Genomic DNA, 23,701 nt, shown 5'->3' with positions numbered 1-23,701 from the left:
CGCCCGCCGTGCCGCGCCCGCCGTGCCGCGCCCGCCGTGCCGCGCCCGCCGTGCCGCGCCCGCCGTGCCGCGCCCGCCGTGCCGCGCCCGCCGCGCTGCGCCCGCCGTGCCGCCCGCCAACCTGCGCCCGCCTCGCTGTCACCGCGTCGCGGCCCCGATCCACCCCGGATCCACCCCACCGGCCCACCCCTGGCGGGTGTCCGGACAGGGGTCGAACCGGTCGGGTGGCGGGTACCGTCGGTGGTATGACGCAGCGCAAACCCGCCGGAGTCGGCTTCGAAACCTGGGTGGAGCGGCAGATTCGTGAGGCTCAGGACAAAGGTGAGTTCGACGACCTGCCCGGCGCCGGCAAGCCGCTGCGCGGACTGTCGGAGCCGCACGACGAGTTGTGGTGGGTCAAGGACAAGGTCCGTCGCGAAGAGGGCACGATGCTGCCCCCGACCCTCCAACTCCGCAAGGAAGCGGCCGACGCGCGGGCCGCGGCGGGTGTGGCGGGGTCCGAGGAGGAGGTGCGGCGGATTCTCGGGGAGATCAACGCGCGGATCACCGAGGCGATCCGCAAGCCGTTGTCGGGACCGCCGTTGAACCTGATGCCGTTCGACGTCGAGCACGTCGTGCGGGAGTGGCGGCTGAATCGGCCCTCAACTGGACAGTCCTGAGTGGACGGCAGTGGGGGAATGCTTGCGGGCGCGTAGGAAGGTGTCGAACGCGGCGGTGGGGAAGTGAAGGGTTGAGCCGTGGGGGTTCTTGGAGTCGCGGACCAGAGTCTGGGACTGGGTGTGGGCCAGTTCCACGCAGTCGCCGCCGGTGCCGCCGCTGTGGCTGGACTTGCGCCAAACCGTCATCGGGACCTCTCCAACGTGGTCAGGAGTGCGGCGGTTTTGGTTGGTGACAACGCCGCGTGGCGTAGTGCGTCGAAAGCCGTCTCGTACCGAGCGACGTGAGCCGGGTCCTCGACGGTCGCGGCCGTGGTGAGGGCTTCCAGGTAGACGATCGGGGTGCTGTCGGGGATGCGGAGCAGCACGAACGGGTAGCCGGTCAAGGGGTGCGCGGGGGCGGTCAGGGGGAGGATCTGGAGGGTCACGGTCGGCAGTGTTGCCAGTTTGCGCAGGTGGTGGAGCTGGGCGCGCATGGTTGCGGGGGTGCCGATGGTGGCGTGCAGGGCGGCCTCGTGCAGGACCGCGTGGACGTGTTGGTGGCCGGCGGTGATGCGGGTTAGGCGAGCCCGGCGGGCTTCGACCAGGCGGTCGACGTCCTCGGGGCGGTGGTGGGGGGTGGCCGTGAGGACGGCGCGGGCGTAGTCGGGGGTTTGCAGGGGGCCGGGGACCAGTTCGGCTTGGTAGCGCAGGACTTCCGTCGCCAACTGCTCCAACGCGTGGAACCTGCGGAAGAAGCTGGGCAGCACGGTGCCGAAGTTGGTGCGGGGGCGGCGTTTCCGGGCTTCGCGGGCCAAGGCCTCGATCGGGGTGCGGGCTTGACCCGTTGCGCCGTAGTGGTCGAGGAGGAGGGTCAGCTCGGGCTGGCGGATGGCGACGTCGCCGACCTCGATGCGGCGGACCTTGGCGGGCGAGCACTCCAGCACCTCGGCGGCGCGGTCCTGCGTGATGTTCGCGGCCTCGCGCAGTCGGGCCAGCGCTTGGCCGAGCTTCCGCTTCGCCGCCGTGGGGCTGGCACCGTTGCCGGTCATGCGCAACCTTCCCTCCGCTGCTGTGGCGGTTGCGAGTGTGCCGGAAAGTTGCGTTGAACAGGACTTTCTTCGTCCGGTTCACACGAAGGTGTACTCGTGCAGTCTGCACGTGCAGGTTAACGTGGAGGGTGAGAACTCCGGGGGGAGGATCTGCGGGCCGGACCGGGGGCTGGTCTCCGGCTGGCCGGTGCCGTGCTGGCCGGTGTCGCGTCGGCCGGTGTCGCGTCGGCCGGTGTCGCGTCGGCCGGTGTGCCGCATCGGTTGGCGTGCCGCAGCCGGTGGCAGTTCGCGGGCTGCGCGGGCTGCGGGCTGCGGGCTGCGAGGGCTGAGGGGCTGAGCCGGTTCGTTTCGCGCACTCGTCGGGGCGTCGATCCACCACCCACCGGGAAGGCTCACTTCGTGCTGCCCGTCGCACGCGCACCCCGCCGAGGAGGGAACCCGCATGGACTTCACAACGACGGTCGTCAAGGGCTACGCCAAGGGCCAGACCATCCGCGCGCTGGCCGCCGCCACCGGCAGGTCCTACGGCACCGTCCGCAGCACCCTTGTCGCGCAAGGGGTTCGGCTGCGCGGACGCGGACATCGACGGAGCGGCAAGGCGATGCTGCCCATCCGTGACGCCCGGGCGCGACGCGAGGAGTTGTCCGCCGAACTGCTGCGCGCCCGCCTGGCTTCGGGGCTGACGGGCGCCGCGGCGGGACGGCGGGCCGGGATCAGCCAGTCGAAAGTGTCCAAGGTGGAAACCGGTAATCTGGTGCCCAAGGTGGCCGACGTGGCGCGGTTGGCCGACGTGTACCGGGTCGCGCCTGAGACTCGGCACCGGTTGCTCGAGCTCGCCGAAGAGGTGGTGCGGGACGCGGCGCACCGGCGGGCCGTTGTGCACCGGGGCGTCGCTGGGCGTCAGGTCGCGGTCGCGCGGGCCGAGGCGGCTGCGGAGACGGTGCGGATCCTGGCGTTGACCAACCTCCCGCCACAACTGCTGCGCACCCCCGCCCGCGACCGGCGGCTGGTCGTCGTGCTGGCGGAGAGCGCGCTGCGCTCCGAACCCGAGAACTGGCCGTGGCTGCGCGAGATCAGCCTGGCGCCGACCGTGGAGCTGGGCGTGATCCCGTGGTTGACGCGGGTGGACGTGCCGGACGCCGGGTTCCAGGTCTACGACGAGTCGATGGTCGTCTTCGGGCTGTTGGCGGGCAACGTGGTGATCACCGACCCGGACGACGTGCGCGGCCACGTTCAGGCGTTCGACAAGCTCCGCCGAAGCGCCCTCACCGGCCCCCGGCTGCGCACCCACCTCGACCACCTGTTCGCCGAACGCCACCGCACCGCGACGACGCCCGTCCCGCCGACATCCTGGCCGGGCGAGGACTTAAGAGACATCGCCTGACACCGCGACGAATCCGTCACGGCAACGAAGCGCGGTTGGCCGGCGATGCGGCGCGCAGCCCGGGTGGGCGGCGCGGCGCGGCGGGTGGGCAATGCGGTATGGAGGTGTGGCGGTGTGGGCGGTGTGGCGTGCGGGCGGTGTGGCGCGGCCTGCGTGGCTGGCGGGGCGCGGGACGGGCGGTGCCGCCGGCGGGCGGCGCGGCTCGGCTGGCGTGGCGGGCGGTGCGGTGCGGCCGGCGGGCGGTGTGGCAAGGCGAGGCGGGCAGTGCGGCGCGGACGGCGTGGCGGGGCGAGGTGGGCGATGCGGTGAATCCCGGCCGGGGGCGTGAGCGAAGTTGGTGTCAGCCGATGCGGTAGAGGTCGCGGCGGGACGGGGGAACCAAGCGGTCCAGGCGGTGGTGCCACATCGCGGACAGGCGGTGGTTGCTTGACTTGGTGATCACCGTCAACGCCTGCGCGCCCACCACCGCCGCCGCGATCGCCTCCGCCTCCCGCCGCGGGTCGAGGTTCGGGTTCAGCTCGCCCGCCGCCGCGGCCTGCCGGAGCAGGTCGCGCGCGGTGGTCGTCAGGCTGCTGAAGTGCAAGCCCGCCAACAGGTCGAACAGTTCGCTGGTGAACAACAAACGCACGCCCACGCGGACGGTCGGGTCGGTCGCGGTCAGCTCGGCCATCCGGTGGGTCAGGTCCACCAAGGCCTGCAACGGACCGACCCGCGCCTCGCACTCCGCGCGCACCACGTGCCAGCGGCGGAAGTACTCCTCGACCACCGCCACCGCCAAGGCCTGCTTGGCCGGGAAGTGCCGGTACAGCGCGCCTTTCGTCACGGACACGCGGCGGCACACCGCGTCCAGGGACGTGCCGTCGTACCCGTCCCGGTCGAACAGCTCGATGCCCGCCGCGACCAGCGCGGCACGCGTCCTGGCACCCTGGGCTACTGCCACGGTCACCTCGGCGTGATCCGCAGAGCCGCGTACACCGCGGGCTTGGCGACGGCGGGCAGCCACGTCCGCCACACGTCGGCGACCTGCCGAGCCCCGCCGGACGGGCCGTCCACGGCCATCGCCATCAGGTGCACGCCGACCAGCGCGGCGACCACACCGTCGGCGCACTCCACCAGGTCGACGCCGGGGCGCAGCTCGCCCCGGTTCTCGGCGTGCCGCAACAGGTCCAGCACCGTCGCGGTCCACCGGGCCACCTGCCGCTCGGCCACGTCGTCGCACAGCGGCGCCTGGAACAGCAGACGCTGCACAACGGCACGGTCCCGGTTGACCGCGTACCCGAGGTCGACGAGGACCTGCAACGGGCTGCGGTGCACTCGTTGCAGGCGTTCGCGGACCAGCGCCCACTCCCGCGCCTGGCGGTCCAGCACGGCCAGCGCCAGCGCCTTCTTGGAGCTGAAGTGCCCGTACAGCGCGCCTTTCGTCACGCCCGCGCGGTCGCAGACGTCGTCGATGGTGGCCCGCACGTAGCCGTCGCGGTCGAACGCCTCCGCGGCAGCGGCCAACAGCCCGTCCCTGGTGGTCGACACATCGTGGATTGTCACCACACCCGGCGCCGCGCGACAACCGTCTTCTGTGAACGGCATCAATGTCGTCGGCGGGCGGCGCGTTCGATTGCGGCCGCGCGTTCCAATTCCTGCTGCGGTGTGTCCAGCACCTGTCCGAGCCAGCTCCGCCAGTACGGGCCGGGGATGCGTTTGCCGCGTTCCCACCGGGACACCTCTTCCCTGGTGACGCTGGTGTTCCCGGACGCGGCGTGCAGTCGTGCGGCCAGGTCGTCCTGGGTCAGCCCCCGGCCGCGACGCAGGTGGGCGAGGATTTCGCTGATGGGACCCGACACCGGCACAGCGCCTCCCTTTCCGTGGTCGTCGGGATTGTGCGTCCATTCTTCCAGTGCGTCCGGGTGAATCGGGAAAGCATCACGGTGATACCGGCGGAACATCCTGTGCGAGTGCACGTGCAATTGCCAGCGTGTCGGCGTGCATCCGGAAGTCGGTGATCCGGCCGCGGTGCACGCCCACGATCAGCGCGAAGTCGTAGGACAGCGGCGCCCCGGTCGCGCGGACGCGGGCGTGCAGCCGGCCGGTGAGGACCGCGTCGGCGTCGTCCACCAGCAGGTCACGCGTGGTGATGCCGGTCAGCTCCAGCACCGCCCGGAACCCCAGGAAGAACGATTCCACCTCGCGCGGGTTGCGCACCTCGGCGGGCCACGGGGCGCCCGCCACCGGCGCGGTCCACCAGCGCACTTCGTCGGCGAACAGCCTGCTCAGCCCGGCGGTGTCCTTCGCCGCCCACCGGGCGACGAGTCGCTCCACCAGCATGGTGACCTCAGCGCGCCCGCGTCGCATGCCCCGCCCACGGCCGGCACCGCACGAACGCCTCACCACCCGGACCGACCCGCACCGCGCCCGCCGCGCACAACATCCGCGTCACCGCCCGGTTGCCGGGCAGGTGGGTGACGCTGAACCAGCGGAAACCGTTGCGCAGGGCGGTGTCCGAGAGCTGTCGGACCAGCAGGGTGCCCAGGCCCACGCGCCGCCACCCGGTCGCCACCGCCACCGCGACCTCCGCGACCTGCGGTGTCCGGGTGGCTTCGTAGCGGCCGATGGCGACACCGCGCCCGTCCCGGTCCCGCGCGACCAGGGCGTGCCGCCGCACGTGGTCCAGTTCCGTCAGGTGCGCCATCAGCGCGGGCGTGACCGGCGGCGGCGCGCCGCAGAAGCGCTGGAACAGCGTGTCCAGGTCGGCGGTTCTGATCGCTTCGGCCAGTTCGTCCCGGTCGTCGGGGCGCAGCGGTGCCATCCAGACCTCCCGTCCGTCGTGCAGGCGCAGCGCGGACGCGATTGCCTGTCCGTACATGAGTACTCCTCGTGGCGTCGACTGGGGCAGCCACACCTTCGGAGCCGCGGGTGATCACATGAGCAAGCCTCGTACGGACCACGCGGGTCGGGACAGGGGCCAATGTCCGGTTTCCCAACGGGTGCGTCCGGCGGGGTGGTACCGGCGGTGCACCTCCTTCCGCCTGCCGCGCGGCGCGAGTTTGATCGCGACAGGCGACCGGCGACGACTGTGAGGTGCGGCGATGGTGGAGCAGCGACGTGTCCCCGCGCGCATCGGCGTGCGTGACGTGGTGCGGTTGGAAGAGGAGACCGAGCGACTGCGCGGTATGGACTACCGGCAGGGCGGCGGAGCGTGCCGGGACTCGGTGATCGTCACCGCGGCTTGGAGCGACCAGTTGCTGCGCGCGAAGTCGACGGCGGCCGTGCGGACCCGGTTGCTGGTCGCGTTGGCCGACATCCACAACCTGGCGGGCTGGACCTGCTTCGACACCGGCTTGGAACAGGCGGCGTCACGCCAGTGGGACCGGGCGTTGGAGTTGGCCGCCGAGGCTGGGCACGACGAGCTGGTCGCCAACATCCACTACCGCTCGGGACGGATGCGCTTGCACAACGCGCGTCGCCGGGAGGCGTTGGAGATCTTCGAGTTAGGGGTGGTCGCGGCCAAGCGGGCGGGGTCGCGGCACGCGGTGGCGATGCTGCGGGCGAACGAGGCGTGGGCGCACGCGGGTCTGGGCGACCAGGGGATGGCGACGATCCGGCTGCGGCAGGCGCACGAGGAGTTCGACCGGGCGGCGGTGGGGGAGGCACCCGGTTGGGCGCGGTTCTTCGACGAGACGGACCTGTCGGGGATGACCGGGGTGGTGCACACCGAACTGGCCCGCACGGTCGACCCGTCCCACACGGCGATGGCGATCCCGGCTCTGGCGGCGGCGGTCGCGGGGTACTCGGAGGGGATGGCGCGGAGCCGGGCGTTGAGCTTGATCGCGTTGGCGGCGAACCACTTGGTGGACGGGGACTTCGACGAGGCGGACGCGGTGGGGGAGCGGGCGGTGGGGTTGGCTTGTGAGGTTGCTTCGATCCGGGTGGCGGATCGGTTGCAGCCGTTGCGGCACTTGGCTGATCGGTATCGGGGGGACCCGCACGCCCGGGCTTTGGCGGCGCGGATCGCGGCTTTCACGCCGATCTTGTGACCTGAGGCGGGGGCGGGTCGGCTGAGGCCGGGCCGCGGCGGGCCGGGCGGGGTGGGCTGGGTTGGCGTTGGGTGGCGCGCGGCTGAGCTGAGCCGGCCGGGGTTGGGTGGCGCGGGTTGAGCTGGGTGGGTCCGGGGTGGGTTGGGCGGCGCGGCTCGGCGGGGTGGGGTAGCCGGGCTGGTTGGTGGGGTGAGTTGAGGGCGGGTGTGCGGGGTCGTCGCGATCGCTGAAGGCTTGCCGCCGGTTGGGCTTCCGCCCACCCACCCCCGGCACAGCTTCCGAGCCACCCAGGAGCTTCAACACCGCCTCAACCCGGAGGCGCGGCGGGTTGCCGGCCGCTCATCGAATTCGACTCGAATTCGATCCTCATTCGACCCGGATTGTCGAATGAGGATCGAACGAAAGCATTTCGTTGACGCCGGGACCACGCCGTCGTAATACTCGGTTCGCACTTCTGGAAAGCGTTCACAAATCTGAACAAATCCTTCGGTCGAGGAAGTCGCCATGCGGATACCCGTGCTGGCGGGCGTGCTGTGCTGCGCGCTCGCCGTGCCCGCCCAGGCAGGGCATGACCTGGGCAGACAAGTCTTGCCGGTCGGTGACGGCTGGGGGAGTGCCGGTACCGGCACCACCGGTGGCTCTAATGCGTCGAGCGTGCACGTGGTGCGGACGGCGGCGGAATTGCGGGCTGCTCTCGCCGCTCCTGCCCCGCGATTGGTGAAAGTGCGCGGGGTCATCGACCTTCGGGCCGACTGCGAAACTTACGCCACGGGTGGATACACCCTGGATGCATATTTGGCCGCCTTCGACCCGGCTGTTTGGGGCCGTGACCGCGAACCCTCCGGTCCTTTGGAAGACGCCCGAGTTGCCTCCGCTCGCAACCAAGCCGCCGCCATCGCGTTGAACGTCGGAAACGACACCACGATCGTCGGCGACGGCAAGGGCGCGGGCATCACCGGTGGCAACCTGCGGGTGCACGGCGTGCACAACGTGATCATCCGCAACCTCACCTTCCGCGACACCCGCGACTGCTTCCCGCAGTGGGACCCGACTGACGGCGCCACCGGCAACTGGAACTCGTCCTACGACTCCGTCTCCCTCAACGGCGCCACCAACGTCTGGGTGGACCACTCGACGTTCACCGACCAGCCCAACACCACCGAAACCGTCCACTTCGGACGCCCCTACGAGCAGCACGACGGCCTGCTGGACATCACCAACGGCTCGGACCTGGTCACCATCTCCTACAACCGGTTCGAGGACCACGGCAAGACCATGCTGATCGGCTCGTCCAACACCTCCACCACCGACCCGGGCAAGCTCCGCGTTTCCGTGCACCACAACATCTTCCGCAACGTCGAAGAACGAGCCCCGCGCGTCCGGTTCGGCCAGGTGCACGTCTACGACAACCTGTTCGAAGCCGGCCCCACCTACAACTACGCGTGGGGCGTGGGCGTCCACTCCAAGATCGTCGCGGAGAACAACTACATCAAGGGCATCCCCGCCGAGAACGTCATCCGGCACTGGGGCGGCACCGCGATCACCACGCGCGGCAACCTGGTCGACGGTCGGAAGACCGACATCACCGCCGCCTTCAACGCCGCTCACCCGGACACGCCGCTGGCCGCCGACGCGGGCTGGACGCCCACGCTCACCCGCGGCCTGGAACCCGCGCACAAGGTCAAGCACCTGCGGGCGGGCGCTCGGTGAGGACGAAGAGGTGGGCGCCGTACGCGCTGATCGCGCCGACGTTGCTGCTGATGGCGGTGTTCCTGGTCTACCCCATCGCCAGCGTCGTGCACTACAGCCTCCAGCGCTACAACGTCACGCAGCCCTGGAAGAACGGGTTCATCGGGCTGGAGAACTTCCGCGTCATGCTCACCGAGGACCCGCTGTTCTGGCAGAGCCTGGTGTTCAGCGCGAAGTGGGTCGTGGTGGAGGTGGGTCTGCAACTCCTCCTCGGCCTGGTCCTCGCGCTGATCGTCAACGAGACGTTCATCGGGCGCGGCCTGGCGCGGGCCATGGTGTTCTCGCCGTGGGCCGTGTCGGGTGTGCTCACCACGGGGATCTGGATCCTGCTCTACAACCCGTCCACCGGGATCTTCCAGCAGCTGGCCGAGTGGGGGATCGGGTCGCCGGGGACGTCGGTGCTCGGCGACCCGGCCACGGTCTTCCCGGCCACGGTGGTCACCGAGTTGTGGCGGGGTGTGCCGTTCTTCGCGATCCTGCTGCTGGCCGACCTGCAGAGCATCCCCAACGACCTGTACGAGGCGGCGGCGGTGGACGGCGCGGGTCGGTGGCGGCGGTTCATCAGCGTGACGTTGCCGCACCTGAAGGACGCGATCATCCTGTCCACACTCCTGCGCGCGGTGTGGGAGTTCAACAACGTCGACCTGATCTACACGCTCACCGGCGGTGGTCCGGCGAACCAGACCACGACCCTTCCCCTTTACGTGGCAAGGAAAGCGGTCGATTCGCACGACTTCGGCTACGGCTCGGCGCTGACCGTGGCCGGGTTCGTGATCCTGCTGTTCTTCTCGATCCTGTACCTGCGGTTGTCGAAGTTCGGGAGTCGCGCATGAGCCGGGTGTTGCGGCTGCACGTGCCGCTGGCGCTGTACCTGCTGTTCACGCTCGTGCCGTTCTACTGGATGCTGGTGTTCGCGTTGCGCCCCACCGGTTCCACCGCGCTGGTGCCGTGGCCGATCACGTTCGAGCACTTCGACACGGTGTGGAACGGCATCGGGTTCGGGACGTTCTTCTACAACAGCATGGTCATCGCGCTGGGCGTGCTGGTGTTCGTGTCCGTCCTGTCCCTGATGGGCGGCTACGCGCTGGCGCGGTTCAAGTTCCGCGGGCAGCGGCTGTTCCTGGTGGCGTTGCTGTGCACGCAGTTCATCCCGGGCGCGATGATGCTGATCCCGCTGTTCGTGATCTTCCGCGAGGTGGGGCTGCTGAACAGCCTCACCGGGTTGATCGTCGCGGACGTGGCGTTCCAGCTGCCGTTGGCACTGATCCTGATGAGCGGGTTCGTGCGCAACATCCCGGTGGAGCTGGAGGAAGCCGCGATGGTGGACGGCTGCACGCGGCTGCGCGCGTTCTTCGCGGTGATGCTGCCGCAGCTCAAGCCGGCGCTGGTGGCGGTGGGGTCGTTCGCGTTCATCGGGGCGTGGAACAACTTCCTGTTCGCGCTGATGTTCGCCTCGCGGCAGGACAAGTTCACGCTCCCGGTCGGGTTGAGCTACGCGCTGGGGGAGTTCAACACCGACTTCGGCGCGCTGGCCGCGGGCGGCGTGGTCGCGGCGGTGCCGGTTGTGCTGGTGTTCGCCGTCGTGCAGCGGTTCCTGGTGCAGGGCCTGAGCGCCGGGGCGGTCAAGGGATGAGGATTGCGGGAGGAACCATGCGGGCACTGCTGGTCGTGCTGGCCCTGGTGCTGTCGGCCTGCTCGTCGGGCGGCGGCAGCGGCAAGACGACGATCGTGTTCTGGGACAACAACGGCGGCCCTGGGCGCACGCCGATCTACGAGGAGCTGATCAAGCGGTTCGAGGCGGCGAACCCGGACATCGACGTCGAGTACGTCGGCATCCCCAGCTCGTCGGTGCAGCAGAAGTACGACACGGCCATCGCGGGCGGGTCCACGCCGGACGTCGGCGGCGTGACCACGTCGTACCTGGCGCACCTGGTGGGGCAGGAAGCGCTGGTGGCGCTGGACGACCGCGTCGAGGGCAGCGCGTTGAAGGGCAAGTTGCTGCCGTCGCTGGTGGAGACGGTGCGGCAGACCGCGCCGGACGGCAAGCTGTACTCGGTGCCGTCGTCGGGCAACATGGACGTCATCTGGTACCGGACGGACTGGTTCACCCAGGCCGGGATCACGCCGCCGAAGACGTGGGACGAGCTGGTGGCGGCGGCGCAAAGGCTGACCGACCCGGCCGCGAACCGGTACGGCTACACCATCCGCGGTGGCGCGGGCTCGGTGTTCCAGCTGTTGACCGAGGCGTACTCGTACTCCGGGGTCGCGGAGTTCTTCAGCGGCGGGAAATCCACGGTCGGCGACGCGCGCAACGCCGAGCTGGTCGGGAAGATCGCGGCGCTCTACAAGAAGGCCACGCCCGAGGCGGACGTGAACAACAGCTACACGCAGATGGTCGCGCAGTTCACCGGCGGGTCGGTGGGCATGATGCACCACAACCTCGGGTCGTACGGCGATGTCACCAAGGCGTTGGGCGACCGCGTGGCCGCGTTGCCGCTGCCGGTGGGGCCGTCGGGCAAGCGGACCGTCGTGCCCAACCCGACCGACGGGTTCGCGGTGTTCAAGAACAGCGAGAACCAGGACGCCGCGTGGAAGTTCGTGGAGTTCCTGACCTCCAAGGAGTCGAACTCGTACTGGAACGAGAAGGTCGGGCAGATCCCGGCGAACACCGAGGTGCGCGACGCGGCGTGGATCGCGTCGAACCAGCCGGTGAAGATGGCGCTGGGCGTGCTGGAGGACCCGGCGACGGTGACCGTGCCGGCTCCCGTCTACCTGCCGCAGTACTCGTCGATCACCAAGACCGACAGCGAGCCGCAGTACCAGAAGGTGTTGCTGGGTGAGCTTACGCCGCAGGCGTTCCTGGACGAGATGGCGTCGAAGCTGACCGCCGCGCAGAAGGAGTGGGAGGAGCGGAGGTGATCGAGCGCGTCGAGGTGTCGGTGTTCACCACGACCGCGTGGACGGCGGTGGACTCCGGCGGGCACCGGCACCCCAGTGCCGAGCACGAGGTGCGCGAGGCGGTGCTGGAGATCACCGACTCGGACGGGGTCGTGGGGCGCGTGCAGGTGCACCCGGACCAGGTGCGGCCGGCCGTCTTGGAGGCGTACGTCCGGCCGGTGCTGGTGGGTGCCGACCCGTGGGACCGGGAACGGTTGTGGCGCTTGATGGCGCGGCGGCAGCGGGGTTCGCACGGGCGGTTCACGGATCGGGCGTTGGGGTTCGTGGACACGGCGCTGTGGGACCTGGTGGGCAAGCGCGCCGAGTTGCCGGTGTGGAAGCTGCTGGGCGGTGCGCGGTCCTCGATTCCGGCTTATGCCAGCACGATGTGCGGTGATTCGATCCCGGGAGGGTTGAGCACGCCGGCGGACTACGCGTCGTTCGCGAAGCAGTTGGTGGACCAGGGTTATCGGGCGATCAAGCTGCACACGTGGATGCCGCCGGTGGCCGGTGCGCCGAGCGTGCGGGCGGACATCGAGGCGTGCGCGGCGGTGCGGGACGCGGTCGGGGCCGGGGTGGCGCTGATGCTGGACGCCAACCACTGGTACTCGCGGACGGAGGCGCTTGAACTCGGGAAAGCGTTGGAGGAGCTGGACTTCTACTGGTTCGAGGAGCCGATGGAGGAGGCTTCGACGTCGTCGTACCGGTGGTTGGCCGACCAGTTGCTGATCCCGGTGATCGGGCCGGAAGTGGCGTGGGGCAAGCACATGAGCCGGGCCGAGTGGGTCGTGTCCGGGGCGTGCGACATCCTGCGCGCCGGCCCGACCGACGTCGGCGGCATCACGCCGACGGTCAAGGCGGTGCACCTGGCGGAGGCGTTCAACGTCGACTGCGAGATCCACGGCGACGGCAGCGCGTCCCTGGCGGTGCTGGGCGGCACCGACGCCGGTCGCTGGTACGAACGCGGCCTCCTGCACCCGCACCACGACTTCGACCGCGTGCCACCACACCGGCTCGCGGCCGTGGACCCGCTCGACGGGGCCGGGAACGTCACCCTGCCGACGTCGCCCGGACTGGGGGACGCCTGGAACGTCGAGCACATCCGCAGTCACACGGTGGAGAGGTGGTGATGGCTTAGCTGTTGGGAAAAACCGCCGCCGGTTCTCCTGTCATCCACAGTCGTATGGAGGAAACCTGATGTCCCGCACGATTTCCCGTGCGCTGGTCGCGGCCGTGGCGGTGGCCGCGGCTTCGGTGGCCGTTGTCGCACCGGCGCAGGCCGCTTCGTTCAACCTCGAAGGGTGGGCGACGCAAGGCGGTGGCACCACGGGTGGCGGCAGCGCCACGCCGGTGACCGTCTCGACCACGTCGGCGTTCGTCTCGGCGGTCCAGTCGTCGAGCGCGGCCGTGATCCGCGTATCCGGCACGATCACGTTGTCCAGCATGACGCGCGTGACGTCCAACAAGACGATCATCGGCGTCGGCTCGACGGCCACCATCACCGGGCACGGCCTGAACATTTCCAACGCGTCCAACGTGATCGTCCGCAACCTGAACTTCCGGAACTGGGCGGACGACGCGATCAACGTCCAGTACTCGACCCGGGTCTGGGTGGACCACAACAGCTTCTCGAGCGGGTACGACGGCGCGGTGGACGTGAAACGCGCGTCGGACTACGTGACCGTGTCGTGGAACAAGTTCTCCAGCCACAACAAGACCATGCTGCTGGGGCACGACGACGGCAACGGGAGCGAGGACCGCGGCAAGCTGCGGGTGAGCTACCACCACAACTGGTTCGCCGGGACCCAGCAGCGGCACCCGCGCGTGCGCTTCGGCAATCCCGTGCACGTGTACAACAACTACTACGGCGGCGTGACGGACTATGGGGTGGCGTCCACCATGGAGGCCGGTGTGCTCGTGGAGGGCAACTTCTTCGAGAACACCCGCGACCCGTTCCACCGCGGTGAGGGTTCGTCGCCGGCGGCCAACCTGGTGGCGCGGAACAACCACTTCGTCAACTCGGGGTCGGGTGATGCTGGTGGCAGCGTGAAGGCGATCCCGTACGGGTATTCGCTGGACGCGGCCGGCAGCGTGAAGTCGATCGTGACGAGTGGCGCGGGTACCGGCAAGATCTGATCGTCCTGGACTGGCCTGATCGGTTCTGACCGGTTCTAACCGGTTCCGACCGGCCGGGTTCTGATCGGTCAGGTCGGGTGGTGGGGCGGCCTTCGGCTTGGCGCCGGGGGCCGTCCCACCTGCGGTTATGGGGTTTGGTGGTAGGGTGGTGGGGCTGGTGATCTTGGTGTCACTCGATCGTGTGACATACAGGATCTGCGACTTTCGCCGGGCTCGCGCGTCCCGTGAATAGGAAGGTCGGCGCGGGACGGGTCGGGGGTCGGGCCGGGTCGGGTTAGGTCGGCCGGGGCCAAGGTCGGGGTCAGGGTCGGCGTCGCGGTCAGGCTCCGGGATTCAGGTCCGGGATTCGAGATCGAACTCGGCCGACGAGGACGTCAGCCGCCAACGAGCCGGGCCACTAGGTCGCGCTCAGGTCCAACCGGCAACCGCCCGCACAGGCACTCAAGCCGCCGCGACCAGCCACTCCCCACCCTCCCCACCCGCCGCTCGCAGCACCTCCCCACCGAACAGCGCGCCGCCTCCGCGCCGGGCCGCTTCCTCGCCGGGCCGCTTCCTCGCCGGGCCGCTTCCTCGCCGGGCCGCTTCCTCGCCGGGCCGCTTCCTCGCCGGGCCGCTTCCTCGCCGGGCCGCTTCCTCGCCGGGCCGCCTCCGCGCCGGGCCGCTTCCTCGCAGGGCTTCCCCGACGGGCCGCACGCCACCGGGGCCGAGTGCCGCCGGTGTACGCGCGGCGAGGTGGCGGGGGCGAATTGAGCGCCGAGGATCGGATGCCGCCGGGCCGGATGCCCCAGTGCCGGATGTCGTCGGGCGGGGTGTCGCCGCGCCGGGTGTCGCCGGGCCGGATGCTTCAGGGCCGAATGTCGCCGGGCGGGGTGTTGCCCGGGTGTCGGCGGGCCGGGCTGCGCGCGCGAGGGCGCGGTCGGGTTGCGTAGTGGCGTGGCGGGGTGTGTCGGCGGGTTGGGTGGCGGGGTTGTGGTGCCGCGTGGAGGGGATGGGCGGAGGGCTGCGGGCTGGGGTGGGCGGGCTGGGTGGTGCGGGGGGCGGGGGCGGGGAGGAGGTGGAAGGTCTGGGGTGTGTGTGGTGGTGGGGAGGGAAGCTGGAGGGAGGGAGGGTTAGAGGAAGAGGGTGTCGGTGAGCATTGTGGTGGCTGTTATCAGGAGGGTGGCGGCGAAGAGTCTTTGTAGGGTTTTGGGGTTCAGTTTGGTGGCTAGGCGTTTGCCGTCCCATGCGCCGAGCAGGGCCGTTGCGGCGAAAGGGGCGATCAGAGCCCAGTTCAGGGTTGCCACGGTGCCCAGGCGTACGGCGAAGGCAGTCGTGGCGTTGATGCTGATCACCAGAAGGCTGGTGCCCACCGCGGTGGTCATGGGGACGGCTAGGGCGCTTACCAGAGCGGGAACTGTTAGGAAGCCGCCGCCGATGCCCAGGAAACCGGTCAATGCACCCAGACCCGCACCTACACCGGCCGCGCGGACTGGGCGGACCTGTTCTGTGGGAGTTGGTTTGCGGAGCATGACGATGGCTGCGGTGGCGGTGATGGCGGAGAAGGCTGCCGTTAGGGCCTGGGGTGGGATGTGGGAGTGGTAGGTCGCGGCCACGGCGGCGGGTGGGGTGCCGGCGGCGGCGAAGAGGAGGCCCAGGCGCCAGCGCACTGTGCCGGCTCGGGCGTGGGTGAACAGGGCCATCAAAGACGTCACCAAAACGATCAACAGGGAGGCGGTGGTGGCCTGTTGAGGGGTGAAGTTCAGGAAGTAGATCAGGGCCGGGACGGTGAGAACGCTGCCGCCGGCGCCCAGGGCACCCAGGGAAAGGCCCACTACGGCGCCGGCGAGCAGAGCCAGGCAGAAAGCGGTCATGTGGTGGGCACGCCGTGGATCTCGGACCACTCCGCGTTCAGGTGGACGACATCGCGCCCGGCGCGGTGCAGCAGGCTCGCCGCGACCCCCGCGCGGTAGCCGGATGCGCAGTGGACCCAGACGGTGCCTGCGGGGATCTCGGTGATGCGGTCCAGCAGCTCGTACAAGGGGATGTTGAGGGCGCCGGTGATGTGGCGAGAGGCGAACTCCTCGGGGCGGCGGACGTCCAGGACCACCGGGGAAGTGGCTTCGGCCAAGGCGTCCCAGCTGCGGATGGGGTAGGACACGACGTCAGCGAAGGCGGAGGGGGTGGCGAAAGACGTGGAAGGGTGGTCGATGCCGATTCGGGACAGGTCGCGGATCGCGGAACGGATGTCGGACTCCGAGCCCAGCAGGGTTACGGGCTCGTTCCACGGCAACGTCCAACCAAGGTACGTCGCGAAGCTCGTCCCGTACTCGAATCCGACCGTTCCGCGCAAGTGCCCGGCTGCGAAGGCCACCCGCGACCGCAAGTCCACTACCCACTCGCCGGCGTCCAACCGTGCCAACACCTCCGACGGGGACAACGGCGAAGGCACACTGACATCCGCAGCGCTCGGGCCCAAGCGGTTCAGTGGAGCCATGTGGGAGTAGTACGACGGGTACGCCGACAGGTTCGCGATCAGAGACGTCACGAAGTGCTGCTCGTCGGGATCGGTCAACGCGTGGTTGGTGCGCAACTGCTCACCGATCGTCGACGCGTCCGCCCCGCTCGCCGGACCCGAAGAGCAGAAGCTCCCGAAACCGTGGGTCGGGTGCAGGGTCGCGGCGGCGCCGACCTGAGCGGCTAGCGCCCGGGCCGAGTGGTACTGGGCGTAAGTCAGTTCGACGGTTCGGTCCGGGGACACCAAGTCCGTGCGGCCGACCGACCCGTACAGCAAGCTCCCGCCGGAGAAAACCGCCTGCTGCCCGTCGAGAGACACCACGTACGCCAAGTGGTGCGGCGTGTGGCCGGGGGTTGCGACGGCGGTCAGGGTCAGGCCGCCCACCGCCAGCGAGTCGCCGGGGCGGACGGGGTGGCGCGAGTAAGCGACCTCTTCCGCGGCGGCCACCAGGTAGTGCGCGTCGTGCCGCCGGGCCAACGCCAAGCCGCCGGTCACGTAGTCGTTGTGCACGTGCGTCTCGGCGACGTGCGTGATCCGCACCCCCAGCCGGCCCGCGACCTCCTCCACCCGGTCCAGGTCGCGCTGCGGGTCCACGACCAGCGCCACCTCGCCGTCGTGCACCAGGTAGCTCCGGTCGCCCAGCGAAGCGGTGCCGATCGTCTCGACGTCCATCGCGCACACCTCCGTCATATGTACGTACATTATGACGGACCGGAGCAAGTGATGTCAGCGGTGTGTCACAGACCTCGTCGGGAGCGGTCCCACCGCCGGGAACTCGGAGGTCACCGCGAACCGGTCGCCACGCACCATCGTGTGCCGCCACTCGACCGGCCGCCCGCCGGAACGCCCTTGCCGGTGGATCGACAGGCAGGCCACGTCCGGACCACACCCCAGCAGCGCCCGCTCCCCGGCGGTCGGGACCACGGCCTTGATCGTCTCCCGGCTCGCGTCCAGCCGCACCCCGGTCCGCTCCACGAGCACCGCGTACAGGCTCGTGTGGGTGAAGTCGGCGGTGAGCAGCGGCGAGGCGATGTCGGCGGGCAGCCACACCCGGTCGATCGCGAACGGCTCCCCGTCGGCCAGCCGCAGCCGCTCCAAGTGCACCAACGGGGTCGATCCTTCGAGGTCAAGGCGGTCTGCGACAACACCGTCCGCGCGCACGTCGAGCACCCGCACGACGCTGCGCTGCTCCATACCGGCCGCCTCGACGGACGCGAACAGGCTGTAGAGCGTGTCCAGCGGTTGCTCGACGGCGGCGGCCGGGCTCACCCGCGGCTGGCGTCCGCGTTCGGCGACCACCAGGCCCTCGGCGCGCAACCGCTGCAACGCCTGCCGCACGGTGTGCCGGCTGACGCCGTAGTCGTCCATGAGCGCGAGTTCGCCGGGGAACCCGGCGTGGAACTCGCCCGACCGCAGCCGGGTCACGAGGTCGTCCTGGAGCTGCCGCCACAGCGGCGTGGTGGCGGACCGGTCCAGCGTGCGGGACGTCATGCCCGAAGTCTCCCTTGAAGCGGTCCGGGCCGAACCGCTAGCGTTATTGTACGGACATTTTGGGGGTGCCATGCACCACGAGATCGTGATCATCGGCGGCGGCGCGGCCGGGATCTCCACCGCGGCCCGATTACGCCGCAACGGGCGGGACGTCGCCCTGGTCGAACCGTCCGACGTGCACCACTACCAGCCTCTGTGGACGCTGATCGGCGGCGGGCGCGCGCCGTCCGGGTCCTCGGCGCGGCGGATGGCGAAGCTCGTCCCGCGCGGCGTGCGGTGGCTGAAGACGGCCGCGGTCGCGGTCGACCCGTTCGACCGGCGCGTGGACCTGGGCGACGGGCGGTCGGTGCGCTACCGCCGGCTCGTCGTCTGCCCGGGCATCCAGCTCGACTGGGGCCGGCTCGACGGCCTGGTCAACGCGCTCGGCCACGACGGCGCGTCCAGCAACTACTCGGCGACGTACGCCCCGCTGACCTGGGAGTTCATCAAGACCACGAGGTCCGGGACGGCCGTGTTCTCGATGCCGTCCGGCCCCATCAAGTGCGGTGGCGCGCCGCAGAAGATCGCCTACCTGGCCGCCGACTACTGGCGAGAACAGAATCTCCTCAACAAGATCGAGGTCCACCTCGTCCTGCCCACGCCGGCCATGTTCGCGGTGCCGGAGTACGCGGCGGTGCTCGAAGGGGTCGCGCGGCGGTACGGCATCCACGTGCACCTGGAGAGCGAGGTCGTGGCGGTGCGGCCCGGTCGTGAGGTCGTGGTGCGCGGGTCCGGCGGGACGACGTCGTTGCCGTACACGTTCGCGCACCTCGTGCCGCCGCAGAGCGCGCCCGACTGGATCAAAGCCTCACCGCTGGCCGGCCCGTCCGGGTACGTCGAAGTCGACCGGAACACGTTGCGGCACAAAGACTTCACCGACGTCTTCGCGCTTGGCGACGCCGCCTCGACGCCGAACTCCAAGACCGGCGCGGCGGTGCGCAAGCAAGTGCCCGTCGTGGTGGCGAACCTGCTGGAATCCCTGGCCGGCCACGAACTCCCCGCCTCCTACGACGGCTACGCGTCCTGCCCGATCACCACAGGGCGGCGGACCCTGCTGCTCGCCGAGTTCGACTACTCCGGCCGGCCGCGGCCGTCGATCCCGTTCCTGGACACCATGCGCGAACGCACCGACTACACCGTGTTCAAACGCCGGGTGCTGCCGTGGCTGTACTGGGGGCTGATGCTGCGGGGACTCGCCTGAGCCCCCGCAGCACCCGCGGAAACCTCAGCCGCGACGCCACTTCTGGTTCGCGCCGCCCGTGCACTCCCACTGCTGCAACGGGGTCCCGGTGCCGCCCCACGCGGTGACGTCCACGCACTTGTTCGCCTGCCGGGTTCACCAGGTCCCCGGCCGAGCAGTTGCCCGAACCGCCCGAGGTCACGGGTCATGGCCTCGGTCAGGGCGACGCGGTCGGCGGCGGTTCGACCGGTTGCCGAGGCGGGGGCGGGCAGGGTGGCGAGCGCGACGGCCGGGGCCACCGCGCTCCCTTGCGCGATCAGTCTCACGACAGCTCCCAGTGCAGGGAGGAGAGGTGTGAGAGCGCTCTCTTGAGGCAGGTTCGCAGTCCGCCGCGACCACTGTCAACCGCCCGCCCTCGGCCTGTCCGGTTGCCGACAAGGCGCCGCCCCTCGATGGGAGGGGCGGCGCCATCGACCTGTCACTCGACTGGATGGGCGGCGCCAATGACCCGCCGCTCGACGGGACGGGTGGTGCCATCGACCCGTCGAGCGACGGGACGGGTGGTGCCATCGACCCGCCCGACTGGCCGGTTCTGTCGGTACCCCGTGGGACAATGGAACCGGGGCCGGAGGCCACACCGGCCGGTCAGTTGATGGTGATCTTGAACGTGCTGGTCGTGTTCTTGATGTCCTGGAAGTTGTTCGAGAACCGCAGGTTGTAGAACGTCACCGCGCCCACCGCCGGTCCCTGCCCCGGCTCCGGCAACTCGTTGGCCCACAGGCCGAACCCGGACTTGGCGTCGAACGCGTCACCGCTCTTGCGCGCCCCGCTGATGGAGACGTTGCGGAACTCCGTGTCCTGGATGGGGTTCTCCGGCGTGGTGCCGGTGTACTTGGTCTGGAACATGATGCCGCTGTAGGTCGGGTCGATGATGTCCACGTCCTGCACCCGGATGCCCCGGAACGGTTTCGACGCCGAGAACAGCCAGATCGCCGGGAACGTCTGCTGCCCCCAGAAGTGGCCGCCGGTGCGGACCAGGGTGATCCCGCTGAGCGTCGTCGGGTCGGGGCCGAAGCCGTTCATCGGGTAGCCGAAGTCCAGCGAACTGATCGTGACCCCGGAGTACACAAGGGTATCGGCGATGTAGATGTTGCGGAACGTGTTGAGGTAGCCGCCGTACACCGCCAGGCCCGCCGCGCGCCACGTGAGCAGGGACGTCAGGTTCTCGTAGACGTTGTTCTTCTCGTCCGCGCCTCCCGCGTCGATCGCGGAGAACAGCGCGAAGCTGTCGTCACCGGTCGAGCGGGCCTCGATGTTGGACACCCGGTTGTCCGTGCTGCCGTTGGTCATGTTCAGGCCATCGGCGAACGTGTTGCGGATGCGGGAGTCCTTCAACGTCATGAAGTCGGTGTTCGCGCCCCAGTACAGGCACACCATGTGCTCGGCCCACAGGTTCTCGATCGTGATGTTCGAGACGTTCTGGAAGTCGAACACCTTGCCCGGGCCGTCGATGCGGGTGGTGTAGTTGCCGAAGTAGGCGAACCCGCTGAACAGCGACCCGTTGGCGGAGGCTTCGGCGCGGATGCCCACGTCGGTGTTGTCCTGGCCGGACGGGGCGAAGAACCGGGTGAACCACGGTCCCGCGCCGACCATCCGCACGGGCTTTCCGTAGACCTGGAACTTCTGCGCGGTCTCGTAGCGGCCCGCCGGCAGGTACACGCCGAGGAGGTTGCCGCTGGTGTCCATGCGGAACCGGTCGAGCGCGTTCTGCACGTCCTGGTGGGAGAACCCCGTCGGCGTGACGTACCGGGCGGGGTCGGGGTTGGGCTGCGCGGTGGCGACCTCGAAGTTGACGAAGTCGATGGCGTAGGTCGTGGTGTTGGCCGCGTCCTTCTGCAGCTTGATCTTCGTGCCGGGCGGGAACGTGCTGCCCAGCAGGACGTTGGCCTCGTCGTAGATGTGCCGGGGTCCGCCTTCGCCCGGCGAGTTGCCGGGGGCGGCTTCGTTGCCGTAGAGCCAGATGTGGCGGGAGGTGAGGTCGAGGGCCTTGTGGAACGTGCCGTTGACGTAGACGTTGAGGGTGGCGTTGATGCCGCCGCCGCCCGGCGCGTCCGGGATGGAGAACCGGGTGACCAGCGTGTTGGTCGGGACCGTGGTGGTGAACTCGACCGACGCCCCGGTGCTGTTGAGCGTGACCGCGCGCCGACCGGAGGCTTCGCCGGCCAGGTCGCCGATGGTGCGGTTCGGGCCGATCTTGGTTGCGCCGCCCGCGGTGACGCCGTCCTCGGCTTCGACGTGCGTCCACGGGACGTTCGCGCCCCGGCCGATGAACAGCGGCTGCTCGGTGGTGTTGTTGCCCTGCTTGGCGGGGATCTCGTGGGCGTCCGGGGCGATCGCGGTGCGGACGGTGTACTTGCCGTTGGCGGCGGGCCACGTGCCCAGGGTGATCGGGGCGGTGGTCGCGCCGGCGGCGACGGGACCGTTGTGGGACGCGGAGAACGTGCGGATCGCGCTGTCGGTGGTGGCGTCCAGCAGGGTCAACGTGATGGTGTGGCCGCCCGCCGTCGCGATCGTGCCCTGGTTGCGCAGGGCCACGGTGAAGGTCGTGGTCTGGCCGGCGGACGGGTTGCCGGGGGACCAGCTCACCGGGGCGGCCAGCAGGTCCGAGCTGGGGACGGGCGTGACGACCAGGCGGTCCGGGTGGAGGCGGGCGTTGTTGGTCTCGTTCTGCTCGCTGACCTTCTTGGTCTCGTCCACCTTCGCCGTGTACTCGTACGACCCCTCGGCGCGCGGTCCGGCGTTGTGGGTGACGGTGGCGGAGGCGCCCGGTCGCAGCGCGCCGACCTGGGCGGTGCCCACTTCGTCGTCACCGAGGAAGAAGGTGACGTCCGTGGCGGTCGAGGGTGCGGTGCCGGCGTTGCGGATGGTGGCCGAGAGCGTGACGGCGTCGGTCTCGACCGGAGCGGCCGGGGTGAAGGACGTGCCGGTGACGGTCAGGTCCGGGTTGGGCGCGGGGGTGCCGAACACCTGGAACTCGGCGACCTGGCCGCCGGGCGCGCCCGAGTTGGCGGTGAACCTGAGCTGCACGTCCGCCGCCCGGCCGGAGACCGGGATGGTGACGGTGTTGCCGGTGGCCGGGTTCCACGTGTAGTCCTTGGCGGACACCAGGTTCGTGAAGGTCGACGCGCCCTGCTCGCGGCCGAGCACCTGGACGGTCTGGGTGCGGGTGCCCCAGATGTGGTCGGGGTCCAAGCGGACGGTGATCGAGCTGAGGTCGGCGTTCGCGCCGAGTTGGACGGTGAGCGTGTTCGGGTGGGTCGAGCCTTCCCAGTAGGTCTTGACGTTGTCGTCGTTGGCGTTGCCGGCCACGTAGTTGTGGGTGTGGCCGGAGGACGTGATCGGCTTGCCCTTGGCCAGGTTCTCGCCCGCCGTCCCGGCGCGGGTGACGGAGTTGCTGGGCGGCGAGGTGTTGCCGGCGGCGTCCTTGGCCACGACGTGGTAGGTCACCGCGAGCCCGTCCGGCTGGGTGTCGGTGAAGGTGGTGCCGGTGACCGTGGTGCGCAGGGAACCGTTGGCGTAGACGTCGTAGCCGGTGACGCCGACGTTGTCGGTGGCGGCGGACCAGGTCAGGCGGATCTGGCCTGATTGCGGCTGGGTGAAGGCGAGGTTGGTGGGCGCGGAGGGTGCCTGGGTGTCGCCGCCGGTAGGGCCGTGGAGCTCGAACTCGCTGAGCTGGCCGGCGGGCCAGCCGGTGTTGCCGGTGATGTTCAGCCGGACGTACCGGGTGGTGGCGGCGGTGAACTCGATGGTGACGGTGTTGGCGGTGGCGGGGTTGAAGGCGTAGCCGGCCGACGGGACCAGGTCGCTGAACGACGTGCCGTCGGTGCTGTGCTGGACGGCCAGGGTCTGGGTGCGCGTGCCCCAGTTGACCGTGGGCAGCTTGAGGACCAGGCGGTCGACCTTGGTGGTGGTGCCGAGGTCGGCCTGGATCCACTGCGGGAAGGCGTCGTTGCGGCTCTCCCAGTAGGTGGCGGGGTTGCCGTCGCCGGCGTTGGCGGGCTGGTGGACGTCGGTGTGGCTGCTGGCGGTGTAGGTCGCGGCGAGTTGGACGCCGGGGCCGGCTCTGCGCACGTCCAGGTTCGCCGTCTCGCCGACCACCCGGACGTGCCGGACCAGGGTCGGGCAGAGGTCGAGGGTCGTGGGGTTGCGGCTCAACCGATGCGACCGGCTGAAGACGAGCGTGGCGTAGGAGTGGCCGTCGATGCTGCCTTGGACGGCCAGGGTGCGGTCGCCCGTGTCGGGGGCGGTGAGGCTGATCTGGTCGATGCGCGTGGGCGTGCCCAGGTCGATGTGGGTGACCGGGGCGGCGTGCGCGGGGGCGGTGACGAGCGAGAGGGCGGCCAGGGAGAGGGCGGCGAGCAGGGCAGGGACACGTGTCGTCGATGACATGTGGTTGTTCCCGTCTTTTGTCAGGAAGTTCCGCTCGGTTGTCAAGTTTTTGCGCCGGTGGGTCCGCAGAGTTGCAGAGGGCGGCGGCGAAAGTCAACGGTTCAGACCAGTGGTCGTCGGTGGTCGG

Annotated in this window: 22 protein-coding genes; 10 read left to right on the top strand and 12 right to left on the bottom strand. The window is 70.0% G+C overall.

Annotated features, from left to right (window positions below; genetic code table 11):
- The first annotated feature begins 245 nt into the window (after positions 1-245).
- Positions 246-659, top strand: coding sequence for a DUF1992 domain-containing protein (locus RIN75_RS39960; RefSeq protein ID WP_309117314.1), 414 nt, complete (start codon positions 246-248; stop codon positions 657-659).
- On the opposite strand, the gene RIN75_RS39955 is transcribed toward RIN75_RS39960, so the two are convergent.
- Both RIN75_RS39955 and RIN75_RS39950 read right to left on the bottom strand, forming a co-directional pair.
- Entirely contained in the window at positions 642-845 is a 204-nt protein-coding gene (locus RIN75_RS39955; RefSeq protein WP_309117313.1) for a DUF397 domain-containing protein, read from the bottom strand. The two genes, RIN75_RS39960 and RIN75_RS39955, sit on opposite strands and share 18 nt — an antisense overlap.
- Positions 842-1,687 (bottom strand): helix-turn-helix transcriptional regulator, encoded by an 846-nt coding sequence (locus RIN75_RS39950; protein WP_309117312.1) that lies wholly within the window; start codon positions 1,685-1,687, stop codon positions 842-844. Before RIN75_RS39950 ends, RIN75_RS39955 begins: the two co-directional genes overlap by 4 nt.
- A gap of 442 nt (positions 1,688-2,129) precedes the next feature.
- Between RIN75_RS39950 and RIN75_RS39940 the strand changes: the two genes are divergently transcribed.
- Entirely contained in the window at positions 2,130-3,071 is a 942-nt protein-coding gene (locus tag RIN75_RS39940) for a Scr1 family TA system antitoxin-like transcriptional regulator (RefSeq protein WP_375296086.1), read from the top strand.
- 340 nt (positions 3,072-3,411) lie between these two features.
- Here the strand turns inward: RIN75_RS39940 and RIN75_RS39935 are convergent, their stop codons facing one another.
- The 5 genes from RIN75_RS39935 to RIN75_RS39915 form a co-directional block, all read right to left on the bottom strand.
- Positions 3,412-4,011 carry a helix-turn-helix domain-containing protein gene (locus RIN75_RS39935; RefSeq protein WP_309117311.1) on the bottom strand — a complete coding sequence of 200 codons (600 nt, stop codon included), beginning with the start codon at positions 4,009-4,011 and terminating at the stop codon, positions 3,412-3,414.
- 2 nt (positions 4,012-4,013) lie between these two features.
- Entirely contained in the window at positions 4,014-4,598 is a 585-nt protein-coding gene (locus tag RIN75_RS39930) for a helix-turn-helix domain-containing protein (RefSeq protein WP_309117310.1), read from the bottom strand.
- Positions 4,599-4,654: 56 nt separating this feature from the next.
- On the bottom strand, positions 4,655-4,909 hold the full coding sequence (locus RIN75_RS39925; protein ID WP_309117309.1) for a helix-turn-helix transcriptional regulator: 255 nt from the start codon (positions 4,907-4,909) through the stop codon (positions 4,655-4,657).
- 79 nt (positions 4,910-4,988) lie between these two features.
- Positions 4,989-5,384: a nuclear transport factor 2 family protein gene (locus RIN75_RS39920; RefSeq protein WP_309117308.1), complete on the bottom strand. Its 396-nt coding sequence runs from the start codon at positions 5,382-5,384 to the stop codon at positions 4,989-4,991.
- A 13-nt stretch (positions 5,385-5,397) separates the two neighbouring features.
- Complete coding sequence (locus tag RIN75_RS39915) at positions 5,398-5,928, bottom strand: GNAT family N-acetyltransferase (RefSeq protein ID WP_309117307.1); 531 nt, start codon at positions 5,926-5,928, stop codon at positions 5,398-5,400.
- A 226-nt stretch (positions 5,929-6,154) separates the two neighbouring features.
- Between RIN75_RS39915 and RIN75_RS39910 the strand changes: the two genes are divergently transcribed.
- The 7 genes from RIN75_RS39910 (at position 6,155) to RIN75_RS39880 (ending at position 13,921) form a co-directional block, all read left to right on the top strand.
- Positions 6,155-7,099 (top strand): tetratricopeptide repeat protein, encoded by a 945-nt coding sequence (locus tag RIN75_RS39910; RefSeq protein ID WP_309117306.1) that lies wholly within the window; start codon positions 6,155-6,157, stop codon positions 7,097-7,099.
- 504 nt (positions 7,100-7,603) lie between these two features.
- Positions 7,604-8,809, top strand: a complete 1,206-nt coding sequence (locus RIN75_RS39905; protein WP_309117305.1) for a pectate lyase — start codon at positions 7,604-7,606, stop codon at positions 8,807-8,809.
- On the top strand, positions 8,806-9,681 hold the full coding sequence (locus RIN75_RS39900; RefSeq protein ID WP_309117304.1) for a sugar ABC transporter permease: 876 nt from the start codon (positions 8,806-8,808) through the stop codon (positions 9,679-9,681). The genes RIN75_RS39905 and RIN75_RS39900 overlap by 4 nt, the downstream gene beginning before the upstream one ends.
- Positions 9,678-10,481, top strand: coding sequence for a carbohydrate ABC transporter permease (locus tag RIN75_RS39895; protein WP_309117303.1), 804 nt, complete (start codon positions 9,678-9,680; stop codon positions 10,479-10,481). The genes RIN75_RS39900 and RIN75_RS39895 overlap by 4 nt, the downstream gene beginning before the upstream one ends.
- A gap of 17 nt (positions 10,482-10,498) precedes the next feature.
- A complete protein-coding gene (locus RIN75_RS39890; RefSeq protein ID WP_309117302.1) occupies positions 10,499-11,767 on the top strand; it encodes a sugar ABC transporter substrate-binding protein in 1,269 nt (422 codons plus the stop codon).
- Positions 11,764-12,915 carry an enolase C-terminal domain-like protein gene (locus RIN75_RS39885; protein WP_309117301.1) on the top strand — a complete coding sequence of 384 codons (1,152 nt, stop codon included), beginning with the start codon at positions 11,764-11,766 and terminating at the stop codon, positions 12,913-12,915. The genes RIN75_RS39890 and RIN75_RS39885 overlap by 4 nt, the downstream gene beginning before the upstream one ends.
- Positions 12,916-12,982: 67 nt before the next feature.
- Positions 12,983-13,921 (top strand): right-handed parallel beta-helix repeat-containing protein, encoded by a 939-nt coding sequence (locus tag RIN75_RS39880; RefSeq protein ID WP_309117300.1) that lies wholly within the window; start codon positions 12,983-12,985, stop codon positions 13,919-13,921.
- A gap of 1,109 nt (positions 13,922-15,030) precedes the next feature.
- On the opposite strand, the gene RIN75_RS39875 is transcribed toward RIN75_RS39880, so the two are convergent.
- Genes RIN75_RS39875 through RIN75_RS39865 form a run of 3 tightly spaced genes read right to left on the bottom strand, consistent with a single transcriptional unit; the run spans position 15,031 to position 17,906 of the window.
- Positions 15,031-15,771, bottom strand: a complete 741-nt coding sequence (locus tag RIN75_RS39875; RefSeq protein ID WP_309117299.1) for a sulfite exporter TauE/SafE family protein — start codon at positions 15,769-15,771, stop codon at positions 15,031-15,033.
- Entirely contained in the window at positions 15,768-17,087 is a 1,320-nt protein-coding gene (locus RIN75_RS39870; RefSeq protein ID WP_309117298.1) for an MBL fold metallo-hydrolase, read from the bottom strand. The genes RIN75_RS39875 and RIN75_RS39870 overlap by 4 nt, the downstream gene beginning before the upstream one ends.
- A gap of 54 nt (positions 17,088-17,141) precedes the next feature.
- Positions 17,142-17,906, bottom strand: coding sequence for a GntR family transcriptional regulator (locus RIN75_RS39865; protein ID WP_309117297.1), 765 nt, complete (start codon positions 17,904-17,906; stop codon positions 17,142-17,144).
- 70 nt (positions 17,907-17,976) lie between these two features.
- On the opposite strand from RIN75_RS39865, the gene RIN75_RS39860 reads away from it, so the two are divergent.
- The gene (locus RIN75_RS39860) at positions 17,977-19,146 is read left to right on the top strand and encodes an FAD/NAD(P)-binding oxidoreductase (RefSeq protein WP_309117296.1); all 1,170 of its coding nucleotides are present in this window, start codon (positions 17,977-17,979) and stop codon (positions 19,144-19,146) included.
- Between the two features lie 24 nt (positions 19,147-19,170).
- Here RIN75_RS39860 and RIN75_RS39855 read toward each other — a convergent pair whose 3' ends face one another.
- Positions 19,171-19,260: a hypothetical protein gene (locus RIN75_RS39855; protein WP_309117295.1), complete on the bottom strand. Its 90-nt coding sequence runs from the start codon at positions 19,258-19,260 to the stop codon at positions 19,171-19,173.
- 510 nt (positions 19,261-19,770) lie between these two features.
- Positions 19,771-23,574 (bottom strand): discoidin domain-containing protein, encoded by a 3,804-nt coding sequence (locus tag RIN75_RS39850; protein WP_309117294.1) that lies wholly within the window; start codon positions 23,572-23,574, stop codon positions 19,771-19,773.
- Positions 23,575-23,701 lie beyond the last annotated feature (127 nt).

Source organism: Saccharothrix sp. (assembly GCF_031180885.1).
In the GTDB taxonomy this organism is placed as follows: domain Bacteria; phylum Actinomycetota; class Actinomycetes; order Mycobacteriales; family Pseudonocardiaceae; genus Actinosynnema.
This window is presented reverse-complemented; position numbering and strand designations above follow the sequence as displayed.

Bases quoted from the DNA above. Each gene is read 5' to 3' on its own strand.
- RIN75_RS39960 (WP_309117314.1), top strand. From the start codon at position 246: ATGACGCAGCGCAAACCCGCCGGAGTCGGCTTCGAAACCTGGGTGGAG.
- RIN75_RS39955 (WP_309117313.1), bottom strand. From the start codon at position 845: ATGACGGTTTGGCGCAAGTCCAGCCACAGCGGCGGCACCGGCGGCGAC.
- RIN75_RS39950 (WP_309117312.1), bottom strand. From the start codon at position 1,687: ATGACCGGCAACGGTGCCAGCCCCACGGCGGCGAAGCGGAAGCTCGGC.
- RIN75_RS39940 (WP_375296086.1), top strand. From the start codon at position 2,130: ATGGACTTCACAACGACGGTCGTCAAGGGCTACGCCAAGGGCCAGACC.
- RIN75_RS39915 (WP_309117307.1), bottom strand. From the start codon at position 5,928: ATGTACGGACAGGCAATCGCGTCCGCGCTGCGCCTGCACGACGGACGG.
- RIN75_RS39905 (WP_309117305.1), top strand. From the start codon at position 7,604: ATGCGGATACCCGTGCTGGCGGGCGTGCTGTGCTGCGCGCTCGCCGTG.
- RIN75_RS39895 (WP_309117303.1), top strand. From the start codon at position 9,678: ATGAGCCGGGTGTTGCGGCTGCACGTGCCGCTGGCGCTGTACCTGCTG.
- RIN75_RS39890 (WP_309117302.1), top strand. From the start codon at position 10,499: ATGCGGGCACTGCTGGTCGTGCTGGCCCTGGTGCTGTCGGCCTGCTCG.
- RIN75_RS39880 (WP_309117300.1), top strand. From the start codon at position 12,983: ATGTCCCGCACGATTTCCCGTGCGCTGGTCGCGGCCGTGGCGGTGGCC.
- RIN75_RS39875 (WP_309117299.1), bottom strand. From the start codon at position 15,771: ATGACCGCTTTCTGCCTGGCTCTGCTCGCCGGCGCCGTAGTGGGCCTT.
- RIN75_RS39870 (WP_309117298.1), bottom strand. From the start codon at position 17,087: ATGGACGTCGAGACGATCGGCACCGCTTCGCTGGGCGACCGGAGCTAC.
- RIN75_RS39865 (WP_309117297.1), bottom strand. From the start codon at position 17,906: ATGACGTCCCGCACGCTGGACCGGTCCGCCACCACGCCGCTGTGGCGG.
- RIN75_RS39860 (WP_309117296.1), top strand. From the start codon at position 17,977: ATGCACCACGAGATCGTGATCATCGGCGGCGGCGCGGCCGGGATCTCC.
- RIN75_RS39850 (WP_309117294.1), bottom strand. From the start codon at position 23,574: ATGTCATCGACGACACGTGTCCCTGCCCTGCTCGCCGCCCTCTCCCTG.